This window comes from Streptomyces sp. NPDC093065 (assembly GCF_044754585.1).
Classification (GTDB): Bacteria; Actinomycetota; Actinomycetes; order Streptomycetales; family Streptomycetaceae; genus Streptomyces.
In genome coordinates this window covers 133436-148033 of the sequence record NZ_JBIVPJ010000009.1, presented here as the reverse complement: position 1 = coordinate 148033, position 14598 = coordinate 133436, and the positions used below count along the sequence as shown (strand labels likewise).

At 71.5% G+C, this 14598-nt stretch carries 10 protein-coding genes, 1 other RNA gene, 1 pseudogene and 3 riboswitches; of the genes and pseudogenes, 2 read left to right on the top strand and 10 right to left on the bottom strand.

Features of this window, described 5'->3' with window-relative positions:
- Positions 1 to 8: 8 nt before the first annotated feature.
- The 5 genes from ACIQFU_RS18035 to ACIQFU_RS18015 are packed head-to-tail and all read right to left on the bottom strand — an operon-like array spanning position 9 to position 7180.
- Entirely contained in the window at positions 9 to 824 is an 816-nt protein-coding gene (locus ACIQFU_RS18035; protein WP_402552574.1) for an ECF transporter S component, read from the bottom strand.
- Positions 821 to 2440, bottom strand: coding sequence for an ABC transporter ATP-binding protein (locus ACIQFU_RS18030; protein ID WP_402552573.1), 1620 nt, complete (start codon positions 2438 to 2440; stop codon positions 821 to 823). The genes ACIQFU_RS18035 and ACIQFU_RS18030 overlap by 4 nt, the downstream gene beginning before the upstream one ends.
- Complete coding sequence (locus tag ACIQFU_RS18025; protein WP_402552572.1) at positions 2437 to 3591, bottom strand: energy-coupling factor transporter transmembrane component T; 1155 nt, start codon at positions 3589 to 3591, stop codon at positions 2437 to 2439. The genes ACIQFU_RS18030 and ACIQFU_RS18025 overlap by 4 nt, the downstream gene beginning before the upstream one ends.
- Positions 3592 to 3596: 5 nt before the next feature.
- Positions 3597 to 4505, bottom strand: a complete 909-nt coding sequence (locus tag ACIQFU_RS18020) for a hypothetical protein (protein ID WP_402552570.1) — start codon at positions 4503 to 4505, stop codon at positions 3597 to 3599.
- On the bottom strand, positions 4502 to 7180 hold the full coding sequence (locus ACIQFU_RS18015) for a prenyltransferase/squalene oxidase repeat-containing protein (RefSeq protein ID WP_402552568.1): 2679 nt from the start codon (positions 7178 to 7180) through the stop codon (positions 4502 to 4504). The genes ACIQFU_RS18020 and ACIQFU_RS18015 overlap by 4 nt, the downstream gene beginning before the upstream one ends.
- A gap of 181 nt (positions 7181 to 7361) precedes the next feature.
- Positions 7362 to 7491: riboswitch (cobalamin riboswitch) on the bottom strand.
- Between the two features lie 99 nt (positions 7492 to 7590).
- A riboswitch (cobalamin riboswitch) is annotated at positions 7591 to 7666 on the top strand.
- A 102-nt stretch (positions 7667 to 7768) separates the two neighbouring features.
- Here ACIQFU_RS18015 and ACIQFU_RS18010 point away from each other — a divergent pair.
- On the top strand, positions 7769 to 9166 hold the full coding sequence (locus ACIQFU_RS18010; protein WP_402552566.1) for a hypothetical protein: 1398 nt from the start codon (positions 7769 to 7771) through the stop codon (positions 9164 to 9166).
- 29 nt (positions 9167 to 9195) lie between these two features.
- Positions 9196 to 10107 (top strand): cobalamin-binding protein, encoded by a 912-nt coding sequence (locus ACIQFU_RS18005; RefSeq protein ID WP_402552564.1) that lies wholly within the window; start codon positions 9196 to 9198, stop codon positions 10105 to 10107.
- Between the two features lie 10 nt (positions 10108 to 10117).
- Here ACIQFU_RS18005 and ACIQFU_RS18000 read toward each other — a convergent pair whose 3' ends face one another.
- The 5 genes and pseudogenes from ACIQFU_RS18000 to ACIQFU_RS17980 form a co-directional block, all read right to left on the bottom strand.
- The gene (locus tag ACIQFU_RS18000; protein ID WP_402552562.1) at positions 10118 to 10609 is read right to left on the bottom strand and encodes a DUF4430 domain-containing protein; all 492 of its coding nucleotides are present in this window, start codon (positions 10607 to 10609) and stop codon (positions 10118 to 10120) included.
- A 33-nt stretch (positions 10610 to 10642) separates the two neighbouring features.
- A riboswitch (cobalamin riboswitch) is annotated at positions 10643 to 10775 on the bottom strand.
- Between the two features lie 209 nt (positions 10776 to 10984).
- A complete protein-coding gene (locus ACIQFU_RS17995) occupies positions 10985 to 11632 on the bottom strand; it encodes a superoxide dismutase (RefSeq protein ID WP_402552560.1) in 648 nt (215 codons plus the stop codon).
- Positions 11633 to 12345: 713 nt separating this feature from the next.
- Positions 12346 to 12759, bottom strand: an RNA gene (rnpB, locus tag ACIQFU_RS17990) — RNase P RNA component class A.
- A 118-nt stretch (positions 12760 to 12877) separates the two neighbouring features.
- Positions 12878 to 13594: pseudogene (locus tag ACIQFU_RS17985) on the bottom strand (DMT family transporter); the annotation flags it as partial.
- 82 nt (positions 13595 to 13676) lie between these two features.
- Positions 13677 to 14513, bottom strand: coding sequence for an AraC family transcriptional regulator (locus ACIQFU_RS17980; protein ID WP_402552558.1), 837 nt, complete (start codon positions 14511 to 14513; stop codon positions 13677 to 13679).
- Between the last annotated feature and the right edge of the window lie 85 nt (positions 14514 to 14598).

The window sequence follows — 14598 nt, the reverse complement described above, 5'->3', positions numbered from 1 at the left end:
ATGCCTGGTCAGTGGGGGTCGGACTCGGCCGTACGGGGTGCGGCGAAGCGTACCGGCGCCCGGAAGCGGGCCTTGCGCGCGGCGCGCCGGAACGTCGTCAGCACCGCCGGGCCGGCCAGCAGGACGCACACGAAGTTGGTGACCGCCCGACCCGTGTCCCAGCCGAGCGAGGTGGCGAGGTCGAAGGCGAGGTAGCGGTGCCACTGCTCGGTGAAGGGCAGGCCGGGCAGGTAGGCGATGGAGCTGTTCGGGTCGAGGGAGAAAGGCCAAAAGGAGAGGTTGAGGAGGAAACCGAAGAGGTAGCCGGAGAGCGATCCGTAGACGGCGAGCATGAGCACCTCCCGGCGGCCCGAGGCGCGGGGCAGCAGTCCGGCGAGCATCCCGACGAAGGCGCAGCCGAACATCTGGTACGGCATCCACGGCCCGACCCCGCCGGTGATCAGGGCGGAGGCGAACAGGGAGGTGCAGCCCAGGGTGAAGCCGAAGCCGGGGCCGTAGACGCGTCCGGCGAGGACCAGGACGAAGAAGACGGTCTCGATGCCGGCGGTTCCGGCGCCAAGCGGGCGCAGGGCGGCGTTGACGGCGGACAGGACGCCCAGCATGGCGAGCGCTTTGGAGTCGATGCCGCCCTCGGCGATCTCCGAGAGCACCACGCACAGGACGAGGACAAGCAGGACGCCGAAGATGAGCGGGGGCGCGTAGCTGGAGCCGAACGTTCCCGGGGCGACCACGAACGGCCAGAAGAAAGCGACCAGGCCGAGGAACGCGGCCAGGGTCATGACCACGCCGACGCGCGGCCCCAGCCGGACAGCGACCGCCGTCATGACCGCACATCCGCTTTGACCTGGTCGACCGTCAGGTACGGGAGCGGGGCGAGGATTTTCGCGGTCTGCGGCGCGAACACGGGTGAGGCGACGATGACTTCGGCGGTCGGTCCGTCGGCGACGATGTCTCCCTCGGCCATGACGACGACACGGTCGGCGGCGCGGGCGGCGAACTCGACGTCGTGGGTGGAGATGACGACAGCACGGCCTTCGGCGGCAAGGGTGTCGACGACACTGATCAGCTCGGTCTTGGCCCGGTAGTCCAGTCCGCGGGTCGGCTCGTCCAGCAGCACGATGCGCGGCGCGGCGGAGAGCTGGATCGCCAGGACGAGGGCGAGCTTCTGTCCCTCCGACAGGTCGCGGGGGTGGGTGGCGTCGTCGATGCCGGGCGCGAGCCGGTCCAGGACGGCGCGGGCTCGCACCTCGGTGGCGGATTCGGTGTCGGCCTGGTCGAGTTCCGCCTTGACGCTCTCCAGGTAGAGCAGGTCCGCCGGGGTCTGCGGGACCAGGCCGACGAGCTGGCGGGCCTGCGCGGCGGGTACGGCATGGGGATCGGCTCCGCCGCCTGGCCCGTCTACTTTCACGCTGCCCGCGCGGCGCGGACCGGAGCCTTGCAGGGCCCAGAGCAGGGAGGACTTGCCGGAGCCGTTGCGGCCCATGAGCGCTGTCACCTCGCCGGCGTGCAGGTCGAGGTCGACCTCCCGGACGGCGGGGACCCCGCGGTAGGTGACCGTGACGCCGTGCGCGGCCAGCAGACGGGACCGTGGCTGTGCCGGTTGTGGGCGGACCGGGGGCGGGGTGCGGTCGGTGAGGGTCGCGCGCAGGGGTGCGGCGGCGCGGCGGGCGTCGCGGACGGACAGGGGCAGCGGGGACCATCCGGCCGCCCGGCCCAGTTCCACGATCGGGGGCGCGATGTCGGACGTGCGCAGGATGTCGGCGGGCGGGCCGATGCGGGCGTGGCCGTCGCCGGGGAGGTGGATGACGCGGTCGGCGTACTGGACGACTCTTTCGAGGCGGTGTTCGGCCATGAGGACGGTGACGCCGAGGTCGTGGACGAGGCGGGTGACGGCGGCGAGGACCTCTTCGGCTGCGGTCGGGTCGAGGGCGGAGGTGGGTTCGTCGAGGACCAGGACGCGGGGGTGGGCGGTGAGGACGGAGCCGATGGCGACGCGCTGCTGCTGTCCGCCGGAGAGTTCGTGCAGGGCGCGGTGGCGCAGGTCGGCGAGGCCGAGGAGGTCCAGGGTCTCCTCGACGCGTTTGCGCATGGTGGCGGGCGGGATCGCCAGCTGTTCCATGGCGTAGGCGAGTTCTTCCTCCACGGTGTCGGTGACGAAGCCGTCGATCGGGTCCTGTCCCACCACGCCCACGATGTCGGCGAGTTCGCGCGGGGGATGGTGGGCGGTGTCGCGGCCGTCGACGGTGACGCGGCCGTACAGGGTGCCGCCGGTGAAGTGCGGCACGAGCCCGTTGACGGCGCCGAGGAGGGTGGATTTGCCGACGCCGGTGTGTCCGACGACGAGGCAGAGTTCGCCCTCCGCCACCGTGAGGTCGACGTCGCGCAGGGCGGGCTCGGGGGCGTCGTCGTAGTAGACGGTGACCTGGTCGAAGGTGATCACGGGGTGTCGGCTCTCCGGGGTGGGGGTGCGAGGAATCCTGCGGTCCCGGCGAGCAGGATCGCGGCGGTGGGCACCAGCGGCAGCTCGGGCCAAGTCAACGGGTAGAAGGTGGGATTGAGCTGAGCGGGGTCGTAGCCGAGACCGGCGAAGAGCAGCACGGCGGCCAGCACACCGCTGCCCGCGACGGCCCACTCCGGCAGCCGCCACGGGTCGGGGCGGTAGGTGGTGCGGGTAATCCGGCGTCCGCCCAGCCGCAGCCCCGTCACGCACAGCAGCGCGCCCGCCGCCATCGCCGGGAAGCCCAGGAAGGCGGGGGCGGTGGCATCCAGCAGGCCGTACGCCCCGGCACACAGCCCGCACATGCCGAGCAGCATCAGCGCGCCCGTGATCCGACGGGAGCGGCGGGTGGCAGTGCCCGCGCGGCCATATCCGCGCGAGTCCATGGCTGCGGCCAGCCGCAGGGAGCGCTCCAGGGCGTCCTCCAGGACGGGAACCACGATGCCGCGCAGCGCCTTCAAGCCCCGGGTCCGTCCGGCACGCAACTTCCGGGCCCGGGCGACGCGTTGGACGCTCTGCACCAGCTGCGGCGCCACGCTGATCGCCACGGTGACGGCGACCCCCAGTTCGTACAGCGCGCCGGGCAGGACGCGCAGGGCGCGCTTGGGGTTGGCGAGGGTGTTGGCGGCGCCGATGCAGCACAGCATGCAGGCCAGCCGCAGCCCGTCGGTCGCGGCGGACAGCAGCGCCTCCAGGGAGACCGGGCCGCCGATGCGGATCCCGGCGTACCAGTCGGGGGTGGGGAGGTGCGGGAGCGAGAAGAGGAAGTGGTCGTGCGGGGTGATGCCAGTGGCGAACACGGCCCGGAAGACGACCCGGATCGCCACGACGGTCAGGGCCAGGTAGAGGTAGTAGCTGAAGCCGCGCGCCCAGGGGGCTTCGGTGCGGCGGGCGGTGACGACGTAGCCGAGGACGGCGAGCACGAGGAACAGCAGCAGCGGGTTGTTGGTACGGCTGACGGCGGTGGCCAGCGCCAGCGCCCACACCCACCAGGCGACCGGGTGCAGGATGCGCGGCAGCCGGCGACCGCCCTCCTCCGGCTGCCGGGGGCAGCCGGAGGGGCCGGCCGTCGATGAGACGGTCGTGCGCGCCATCGCCATCACTCGGTACGGCGACGGCGACGGCGTGCCTGGTACGCCGCGGCGCCGCCGATCAGCAACACGAGCGAGGCGCCGGCGACCACAGGCACGATCGATCCGGAGTCGTGCCGGGCATCGGCGGCCGGCGCGGCATCGACCACCCTGCTGCCGGGCGTCGGCGCGGCCTGCGCCGACGAGCTCGTTGTCGGGCTCGTCGACGGGCTGGGTGTCCGTGTCTGTGTCGGGCTGAGGCTGGGGCTTGGTTTCTTCGGCTTCGGCGACGGCGACTTGGCGGGCGCTTTTGGCGCGGGGCCGGTGTCGGCGTCGGGCGGCAGTTCGGGGGCCTTGGAGGTGGACGTCGGCCGACCGGTGCCGCCCTGCGGCCGGGTGTTGTGGGCGCGCAGCTGGTCGGGGGTGACGGTGGGGCGCCCTTGGGTGCCCTCGACGTTCGTGGCACCGAAGATCCACAGGTCGACGCTGCCGGGCTTCGGCTTGTAGAGCATGGCGCCGAGCTGGCTGTACTGCCAGTCGTCGGCTCCGGGGTCGGCGTGCCAGTAGGACCAGTAGGCGGAGGCGGGCGGGGTGAGGACGCAGTCGTCCTCGGCTGCGGTCGGGTACCGCTTCCCGTTCTTGTAGCCGCTGTAGCCGATCCGACAGATGAACGCCGGGCCGTCGTGTCCGGTGCCGGTGGTCTGCCAGCCGCCCTGGTTGAGGAGTTCGTAGCCCGTGGTCGGGGTCGTACCGCAGGAGCGCAGGACGGGGCCGCCCCAATGGCTGAAGTCGACGGCGAGGACCACTCCAGAGCTGGTGGTGCAGCGACCCATCGCCTGCGGGTCGGCCGCGGCGGAAGGGGCCGTCGCGCCCAAGGCTGCGGCCGTCAGAGCGAGAGCCGCGACGGCACGGGCCGCCGCCTTGAACAGAACGGTCACCGCTCGCCCCCCGCATCCGCGCGGCGGCGGGCCACGGCCGCCGTGCGCCATCCGGCGAGCACCAGCAGCGCGGCGATCGCGACAAGAGCCCCGAGCTGTACTCCGGTGGAGGCCAGCGCTCCCCCGCCGCTGCCCCCGCCGGTGCCGCCTGCCGTGTCGCCGGGGGTGACGATGTCGGGGGCGCTGCCGCTCGGGCTGGGCGTCGGCTGCGGCGAGGTGCCGGTGAGGCTGCGCTCCAGCGTGCCGAAGGAGATGCCGGTCGCGCCGCCCACGGCCTGGGTGGAGGCCCGCAGGTCGGAGCCCCGCTGGCCATCCTTCGCCACGTTGAACCCGCCGTCGGTGTTCTGCTGGGAGGCGAGGAACTTCCGCGCCCCGGCGACCTCGTCGGCGTACTTCCCGGCGTCCAGGGACAGCCCCTGCACCGCCAGGGCCGCCGAGTTGACGGAGTTGCCGGCCGCCCCGGGGAAGCCGCCGTCGGACAGCTGCTTCGACGCGATCCACGCCAGGGCCTTGCCAACTGCCTTCTCCGCTTCCTGTCCGCCGGCCAGGTCCAGGGCCATGGCGGCGATCGCGGTGGAGTCGACGTCGGAGTCGTCGGTGGCGGGGATCAGGCTCGGCCAGGCGCCGCTGTCCTGCTGGAGGCTCTCCAGGTAGGCGATCGCCTCTTTCGGCTTCGCCCCGGCCCGCACCTGAGCCATGACCGCAAGGGACTGGGCGAACACCGACGGCGCGTAGCGGTAGGCGCCCTGGGCTGCGCAGGAGCGGTCCGGTGCGGTGCTCGGCTTGGCGCATACGGCCTTGTCGAGCGCGGCGATCAGATCGTGCCCGGCGAAGTCGCGCGGGTTGCGGCCGACGGCCTCGGCGAGCAGGGCCGTCTTGCCCAGGGAACCCCCGGCCGCGTAGGTGGTGCCGACGCCGGTCCAGTCGTTGACGGTGCGGCCCTCGCCGTCCTTGCCCTGCTGGTCGAGGAAGTCGACGATGCCACGCAGCTTGGCGTTGTTCAGGCCGGTGGCGGCCAGGGCGTAGGCGCCGTCGATGGTGAGACCGAAGTCCGCCCGCGAGGTGCCGGGGCCGGAGGTGTAGTAGCGCCCCTGCTTGAGGTTGGCGGCGCGGGTGAGGTAGGCAACCCCCTTCTTCAGGTCGGGGCCGATGCCCGGCGCGTGCGTGGCCGGCGGGGAGGCGGGTGTCGTCGGCGGGTCGGTGGGTTCGGTCTTCTTCGTAGTGAGGGTGACCAGGCTCGTGCCGGTGCCGGCGAGGACGGCAGGCGGGGTCGGGTAGAGCGCCGGGTCGGTGGCGCCCTCCTCGAACCCGAAGCCTCCCCCGTCCAGTTGCTGCCGGGACAGCCAGCCGACGGTCGCGTCCGCGCGTGCGGTGTCGCCGAGCGCGCGCAGTGCCTGGGCGGCGTAGGCAGTCGGGTACACGCTGCCGGTGGTGGCGCCGGTGTAGCCGGGGAAGGAGCCGTCCGTGCGCTGCGCCGTGGTGAGGTAGGTCCGTGCCTTGGAGACGCTGGCGTCGTGGCCGCCCGCCCGGTGCAGCACGAGGGCGACCAGGCCGGTGGTGGCGGGGTCGCCGTCGCAGTACTCGCCCGAGCGGATGAGGATGCTGGTGATGCCGCCGTCGGTGCACTGGAGCTGGGTCAGCCGGGCGACCGCCTCGGCGGGCGGGGTCACCCCGGCGCGCAGCAGGGCCAGGACGGACAGGGCCTGGCCCTCGGTGTAGCCGGCGTTGCGGAAGTCGCCTTTGGCGGTGCAGCCGGGGGTGGGCTCGCCGGACTCGGGGCCCGCCGCGCACACGTTCTTGGTGAGGTCGCCGACGAGGTCGTGGCCGCCGAAGGCGCGCGGGTCGCTCTCGGTGGCTTCGGCGAGGAGGGCGAGCCGGGCGGCGGCGGTGGCGTCGGGGGCCTGGCCGGTGCCGGTCGGGTAGGCGTAGTCGACGGTGTGGGCGGCGAGGAAGGTGGTGACCTTGTCGAGTCCGGTGCTTTCGCCGTCGACGGCGGCGAGGGCGTAGGCCGTCTCTGTCGTGAGCAGGTAGTTGGGGGTGTCGGCGCCGTCGTCGACGATGCGTTCTCCGTCGGTGAGGCGGCCCTTGAGCCAGGCCGCAGCGGCCTTCGAATCGATCTGGCCCGGTCCCCCGGTAGGCGTGCCGCCGGGATCGGGTGTGCTGTTCCCGCCCGCGCGGACGTCCTCGGGGCTGAAGGCGGGCTTGCCCGTGCTGCCGCCGACGTCCGTGCCGCCGTAGACCCAGGCATCGACATCGCCGTTCCCCAGTTTGCGGTCCATGGCGCCGTACTGGCTGTAGGTCCACTCGTCCTGGCCGGGTGAGGCGGTCCAGTAGGACCAGTACGCGGAGGCGGGCGGCGTCAGGACACAGGACTCCTTGTCAGGAGTCGGGTACTGCGTACCGGAGTTGAAGGAGCCGTATCCGATGCGGCAGATGAAGCCGGGGCCGTCGTGCTCGGTGCCGGTGGTGGTGAACCCGGCGTCGTGGAGCAGGTCGTAGCCGGTGGTCGGGGTGGTGTCGCAGCCGCGCTGAAGGTCGCCGCCGAAGGGGGCGAAGTCGACGGCGACGATCGCGCCCTTGGTGGCGGTGCAGTCGCCGACGGGGTCAGCGCTCGCGGGGGTCGTCGTGAGGAAGGTCACGCAGGCGGCCAGCACCGCCAGCCACGACGCCACCATCGCTGTCAGGGCTTGGGGTCTGCTCGCCGCCCGCCCGTCTCTTCGCTTCCGGTTCCCCACCACAGCCCCTCGTTGTGTGGCCGGCGCGCAGGGGCGTGGCTGAGGGGCCTCCACCGCACGAGGCAGGCCCGGGCCGGGGAAGGCTGGTCGCACCACGCCGTAGTCCGCGACGGCGTCTGTTGCTGAAGAACACGCCCCAGGCAGTCCGGCTCGCCCGGCTGTTGCCGGGCCCACGGTTGCGGGTCAGCGCCGGGATTCGACCGGCTTCCCCTGGAACTTCTTGCGTATCAGCCGGATTTGAACATGGTTCACAGACACCGTCAAGGTGGGACACAGGCCACACCCGGAGTCGACCGGAGACCCGCTGGCGACGGGCAGGCGCCTGGGGTACCGTCCCGCACTGCCGAGTGGGGGAACCCGGTGGGAGTCCGGGGCTGACGCGCAGCGGTGTGGGACGGCAGGGGGCCGGCCCGAGCCCGAATGCCCAAGCGGCGCAGCACCTTTGGAAGCCGATCCACGCGTCCCGGACGGCGGCCCCACCCACCGCAGAAGGGTTCGGTCGGCGTCCTTTTCACCAAGGAGCAGGCCATGACCCGTCGTTCCGCCCTCATCCTCACTGCCGCCCTCGGCGCCTTCGCCCTGACCACACTTCCTGCGGCGGCGACCTCGACCCCAGCCCAGATCGCCACCTCGAAGACGAACGGCGTCACCTACCTCAAGTCCCTTCAGGCTGCAAACGGTTCGTACGCGGGATCGGGGCTGTCCAACGAGTGGGCGTTCAGCGCCTTCGCCGCATCCGGGACCGCCGCCGTGGACGTCACACCGGGCGGCGACACCAGCAAGAACGCCAGAACCGTCTACCGCAACCTGCTGGCCACCAGCGGCTGGCCGTCCTCCTCCCCCGTCGTCACCGACTACGAGCGCGCCACGCTCAACGCCTACGCCGCCGGCATCGACCCGGCCCGCGTCTCCGACGCCCGCAACCTGATCGCCGACATCTACGCCTACTGGCAGAGCGCCGAGACCGGCTACTTCGGCCCCTCCGCCAACTTCAACGGCACCGTCTTCGCCGCCCTCGCCCTCAACGGCGCGAAGACGACCGCCGGGCAGGTCCGTATCCCCCAGGCGCTGCGAGACGCGATCGTCACCCGCCTGCGCGCCAATCAGCACAACGACGGCGGCTGGAACTACAGCAAGGCCGAGGGCAACGCCACCCAGCTCGCCGCCGCCAGCGACATCGACATGACCGGCGCCGCCATGGCCGCCCTGTGCGTCTCCGGCGTGCCGAACACGGACACCGACATCGTGCAGGCCAAGGCGTTCCTCAAGAGCAAGCTGATCGCGAGCAGCGGCGCCTTCAACGCCCTGTTCGGCGTCAACACCGACTCCAACGGCTGGGCCGTCTCCGGCCTCAACGCCTGCGGCATCAACCCGCAGACCGGCGACTTCCTCACCGCCCAGGGCAAAACCCCCGTCGACTTCCTCATCGCCCAGCAGTTCAACCCCGGCGGCGGCTTCAAGTACCTCCCCAGCGACACCAGCCCCTCGGCCTACGCCTCCATCGACGGCCTGCGGGCGGTCGCCGGCGGCGGCTTCAGCGCCACCCCGCCCGTACCCACCACGACCGGCGCCCCGCAATGGGTGGGCCAGGGGTCCCTCACTTCCGGCACGGCCACGAAGTTCGCGCTGACCGTGGACGACGGCACCGGGAATCTGAAGGTGTGCTCCGTCGCACTGACCCCGACCAGCTCGACGACCACGCTCGGCGCGGTGCTCGACGCCGCCGTGAGCGCCTCCACCCCGTCCGGCTGCGTCACCGCCGTGACACCGTCCTCCGGCACCGGCACGATCACCTCCCTCAACGGCAAGGCCAACAGCGGCTCGAACACATGGAAGGTCAGCGTCGACGGCGGCGCGTTCGCCTCCGCCGCCAGGGAGACGACCGTGGGTGTCGGCGACACCATCGCGGTGCGCTGGGGCGCCTGACGGCAACGGCGGGGTCGTAGGGTCACGGCATGCGCATCGTCTCCCTGCTGCCCGCCGCGACCGACATCGTCGCCGAGCTCGGACTGTCCGCGCGGCTGGTCGGCCGTACCCACGAATGCGACTGGCCGCCGGACGAGGTCGCGTCGGTACCGGTGGTGACCGGCGCCGACCTCGACCAGGACAGACTCACCAGCCGGGAGATCTCCGACGCGGTCGGCGGCTCGGCGCACTCCGGATCCTCGCTCTACACCCTCGACGCCGATGCACTGGCGGCCCTGCGGCCCGACGTGGTGCTCACCCAGGACCTGTGCGACGTGTGCGCGGTCTCGTACGAGAAGGTCAGCCGGACCGTACGGCTGCTCGACGCGGACACCCGCGTCCTCAGCCTGGAGCCACGCACCCTCGACGACGTCCTGGACTGCCTGGTCACAGTCGGCGATCTTCTCGGCGTACGGGAGCGAGCAGGGCAGCGGCGGGCCGAACTGCGGGCCCGTCTCGACCAGGTTCGCGCCTCGGTCAACGGCCTCGACCGGCCCCGCGTCGTGGCGATCGAGTGGCTCGACCCGTTGTGGCCGGCCGGACACTGGGTGCCGGAGCAGATCACGACGGCCGGCGGCATCCCGCTCCTCGCCGCTCCCGGCGAGCACACCAAGCCGATGACCTGGGAAGAGGTACGGACCGCACGGCCGGACGTGCTGCTCGTCCTGCCGTGCGGCCTCCCGCCCGAACGGACCCTTAGGGAAGCGGAGTTGCTGACCGGGCTGCCGGGGTGGTCGGAGCTGCCCGCCGTACGGTCCGGCCGAGTCTGGGTGCTGGATGGGCCGTCCTACTTCAACCGCCCCGGGCCCCGGGTGGTGCGCGGGGCCGAGGTGCTGGCCCATGTCCTGCACGGCGTGCAGGCCGGGGAGCCGGTCACCGCGTCCGAGGCCCGCACTCTGTAAGTTGCTGCGATCAGAACGCGGTCCAGGTAAACGCCACCTTGTCACCGGCGTTCAGCTTGAACTGGCAACCTCCGACGGGTGTGGAGGTGCCGTTCACGGAGATGTTCCAGTAGGCGGAGCTGCCGCCGCTGACGTCCTTGATGGTGTCGACGAAGAAGTCGTCGAACGAGGCGTACCAGGCCCCGTCCCAGGTGAAGTGCCGCTTGCGGGCCGCGTCGTCGAGGGCGGCCGTGGGCGTCGGAACGGCCGAGGGGTTCGCTCCGCCGTTGGTACCGTCGCAGTGGTGCGTGCCGCCGGTCGTGGTCGTGACGTCGTGCCCGCGGGTTCTGATCTTCCCCTTGAAGAGGAGACCGTCCGGGCCCTGCACGGTGAGGGTGACTCTGACGGGAGCGTTCGTGTCCGACGTGTTCTGGGGCTGGGCGACCGCCGGGGCGGACGCGGCGAGTGCGAGACCGAGAGCGGTCGCGGTGATCAGGGTGCGGTGTGCGGATGCGCGGCGCAAGACTGGGCCCTCCTGTAGACCATGACAGTGGGAAGCGTTCTTTGCGCGCACGCCGGGCATCCCGACTCGCGGCCCGCTGCGGGCCACACACGGTTGCAGGTCAGCGCCGGACTCCCACCGGCTTCCCCCGTCGCGCGCGTAAGCGGTCGTCGTTCCATCGCCTCCGTGCCCACAGGCCTAGGACACGGACGGTGAGGCACGAAGCTCCCGCATCCTACGGTCAGTTGATGTCCTGTCACCAGAAGTCGCTGCTTTGTCATGTCAAGAAGGGCTTCCGCGAGCCTGTCCTCGCGGAAGCCCCTCCTTGTGCTGCCTGCCGGTGAGCGGTGAGAAGACGATCACGAGCAGGACATCCTTGCGGGGTCGGCTACGGCTTCAGGGCACGAGCAACAGGCTGTCGCCGCGCTCCTTGGCAGCGGCGTAGCGCTTGGCCACGTCCTGCCAGTTGACCACGGCCCACATGGCATCGATGAAGTCGACCTTCTGGTTCTTGTACTGCAGATAGAAGGCGTGCTCCCAGGCATCGAAGACCAGGACCGGGGTGGAGCCCTGGCCGACGTTCCCCTGGTGGTCGTAGACCTGCTCGACGATCAGCCGGCCGCTGACGGGCTCGTAGGCGAGGACGCCCCAGCCCGAGCCCTGCGTAGTGGCGGCGGCCTTGGTGAGCTGGGCCTTGAAGCCCGCGAAGGAGCCGAAGGACTCGGTGAACGCGTCGGCGAGGTCGCCCACGCCGTCCGCGGCCAGGGGCTCACCGCCGCCGTCCTTCGGGCCGGTCATGTTCTGCCAGTAGATCGAATGCAGGATATGGCCGGAGAGGTGGAAGGCCAGGTTCTTCTCCAGGCCATTGATCGAACCCCAGGTCTCCTTGTCCCGCGCCTCCGCCAACTGCTCCAGCGTGTCGTTGGCGCCCTTGACGTACGCGGCGTGGTGCTTGTCGTGGTGCAGCTCGATGATCTCGGGGCTGATGACCGGGGCCAGCGCCGAGTAGTCGTACGGAAGTTCCGGGAGCGTGTACACCGGCATGTCCAATGCCCTCCGACATAATTGCGAATGATGTGCATCTGCACGCTAGCAGCAAGAAGGGCTGTTGCCGATCAGGCGTCGGACCTAGGACTCGGAACCACGTCTGGACAGTTGGCCGCACAGGCAGCCAGAGCCCACCATCGTGATCCGCCGCCGCGTGTCGCACTCTCCCGCCGAGCCCAGGCGCGCCCCCAGCGGGGAGGCGACCCAAGAAGCACGTGGGCACCCCGGATATCGAGGTGGCCGGCCGCCGCGAAGGCAGCGCAGAGACGGGGCAGGTCCGCCAGTCACACAGAGAGAGCCTGACCACCGCCACACAAGTCCTTACCGCGCACGAGCACCTACACCCATTCAGGACAGTCCGCACCACCGCACCGGGGTTCAGTCCAGCACGTCCGCGACACAGGAGAGGGCGCCATCGACAACCGCCTCGACAAGCCGCAAGCGGCTGGAGAACACCCAATCGGTGCTCAGGTTCAGCCAGATCAGGCCGGCAAGGAGACACCTCGTACATATACTTCCGAGCACATCAGATCCGAGATGTCTGCTACAGAGCGACACTGGACCGCATTTGACACCCGAAATGCCCGGATACGCCACACGGGCAGCAGACAGAAACGACGATACCCACAGGTCGAATTCGACCCGGATTCGACCCCGAGGGTTTGTTCAGTCGGTAAACATGGCCTCTGACCTGCGGAAATACCGGGCGGCAGACGAGCAGGGCTGTACGCCGGGTTCTGTTCCGGCGGGTCCTCGCGGGCCCGCCGGCGACGGCCATCCATCTAGGGCCGGCGTTGCCACCGGCCTCCAGCGGTCTACCCGCGGACTCGGGCGGGCAGCCCTCGATCGTCCGCGCAGAGACGCCTTTTCTTCCGAGAAGGCGTCTCCTCTTGACCTTGCTCCGGGTGGGGTTTACCTAGCTGCCCAGGTCGCCCTGGGCACTGGTGGTCTCTTACACCACCGTTTCACCCTTACCCGGGACCGAAGTCCCGGGCGGTCTGCTTTCTGTGGCACTGTCCCGCGGGTCACCCCGGGTGGCCGTTAGCCATCACCCTGCCCTGTGGAGCCCGGACGTTCCTCGGGAAGTCCCGTGAGGGACTTCACGCGGCCGCCCGCCCGGCTCGTCTGCCGTGTCGACCATGGTACCCGGCGGGGCTCCCGCCTCGGACCGGCGGCGGCGGTCGCGAGGACCGAGCCGGCCAGGATCAGGGTGAAGGCGACGCCGATGCCGAGGGTCAGGTCCTCGTCCAGGAAGACAGCGCCCGCCGCGACGGCCACCGCCGGATTGACGTAGGTGATGACGCCGGCCCGGACCGGGCCGACCTCCTTGATCAGCTCCAGGAAGGTCACGAAGGCGATCGCGGTGCAGACGACGCCGAGGCCGGCCAGGGCCGCCAGGGCCTCGCCCGAGGGGAGGGCGGACGGCCGGGTCAGGAAGGCGGCGGGGGCGTAGACGACGGCGGCCAGGGTGAGGCAGGGGGTGATGAGCTGGAGGGTGGGGACGTCCTTGAGGTGGCGGGCGGCTATCAGGGGGGCGGTGGCGTAACCGACGACCGTCACCAGCACCTCGGCCAGCGAGCGGGCGTCGCCGCCGGTGAGGTGCGGCACGGTGAGGACGGCGACGCCTGCGAGGCCGAGGCCGAGTCCGGTGATGCGGCGGGCGCCGACCCGTTCCCCGGCTCCGAAGAAGCGGGCCAGGAGCACGCCGACGATCGGCACGCCCGCGATCAGCAGCCCGGCGGTGGAGCTGGACAGGTGCCGCTCGGCGTCCGTCAGGGTCCACCAGGGGCCGATGATCTCGATGACGGCGAAGGCCAGCATGGGCTTCCAGCGGGCCCGTACGGTGCCGAGGAGGTCTCCCCTGCGCAGGGCGAAGGGGAGCAGGAGGGCCGCGCCGAGCGCGCAGCGCGTGAACACCACTCCTGACGGGGACACCTCGTCCACCGCCACCTTGATCATCAGATAGGGAATGCCCCAGACCACTCCCATCAGGGAGAACAGGAACCAGCCGCGTGCAGTCATGCGGCGAGTCTCGGACGCCTCACCCGGTGCGGTCTTGAACGCTGTTGCGGTACGCCGCCGGGGTCACCCCGAGGACCCGCCGGAACCAGCGGGTCAGGTGCGCCTGGTCGGCGAAGCCCACCAGGGCCGCCACCTCGGCCGGTCGCAGGCCCGCGTCCAGGAGCCCGCGCGCCCTGGCCACCCGGTGCTGGGCGAGCCAGGCGTAGGGCGGCATCCCGGTCGCCGTACGGAAGGCCCGCAGGAGTTGGTAGCGGGACAGGCCGAGGTCGGTGGCGAGGGCCGCCAGGGACGGCGGGGCGAGGAGTTCGCCGGCGAGGCGGTCGCGTACGACCCGGGCGACGCGGTCGGCGCCGGGGACCGCGTCGTCGGCCGCGCGGGCCGTGGAGTGGCGGCGGGCCAGCGCCGTGAGCAGCCAGGGCAGGCGGGACTCCGCCTCCAGGGGGTCGGGGCAGCGGGCCAGGTCCGTGTGCGCGGCACGCAGGGCGGCGGCGAGTTCCGGGTCGTCGAGGACGGGTTCACGGAAGTGCGGGAAGGCGGTGCCCGGCCGGGCGCCGTCGGTGAGGAGGTTCGGGGCCGCGTACAGGGCTCGGTAGGAGTAGCCCTCGGGGGCGGCGGGGCCGCCGGTGTGCACCTCGCCCGGTTCCAGGACGACGATGGAGCCCGGCCCCGAGTGAATGTGCCCGCCCCGGTAGGCGATGACCTCCAGCCCACCGACGGTGACGCCGACCGTGTACTCGTCGTGTGCGTGCGGGGCGTAGACGTGCCGGTCGAAGCGGGCGGTGAGGAGGTCGAGGGGCGGACCGCCCCGTCCCAGCCGGGCCCTGCTCCACCGTGCCTGCTCGCGCGCGCCCGTCATCGCTGCACACCCCCTCCTCCCAGACGATCAGAGGAAGCCCGCGGTGTCCAGGAGCGCGGAGCCTGTCCGCTTGACCCTGTCGCAA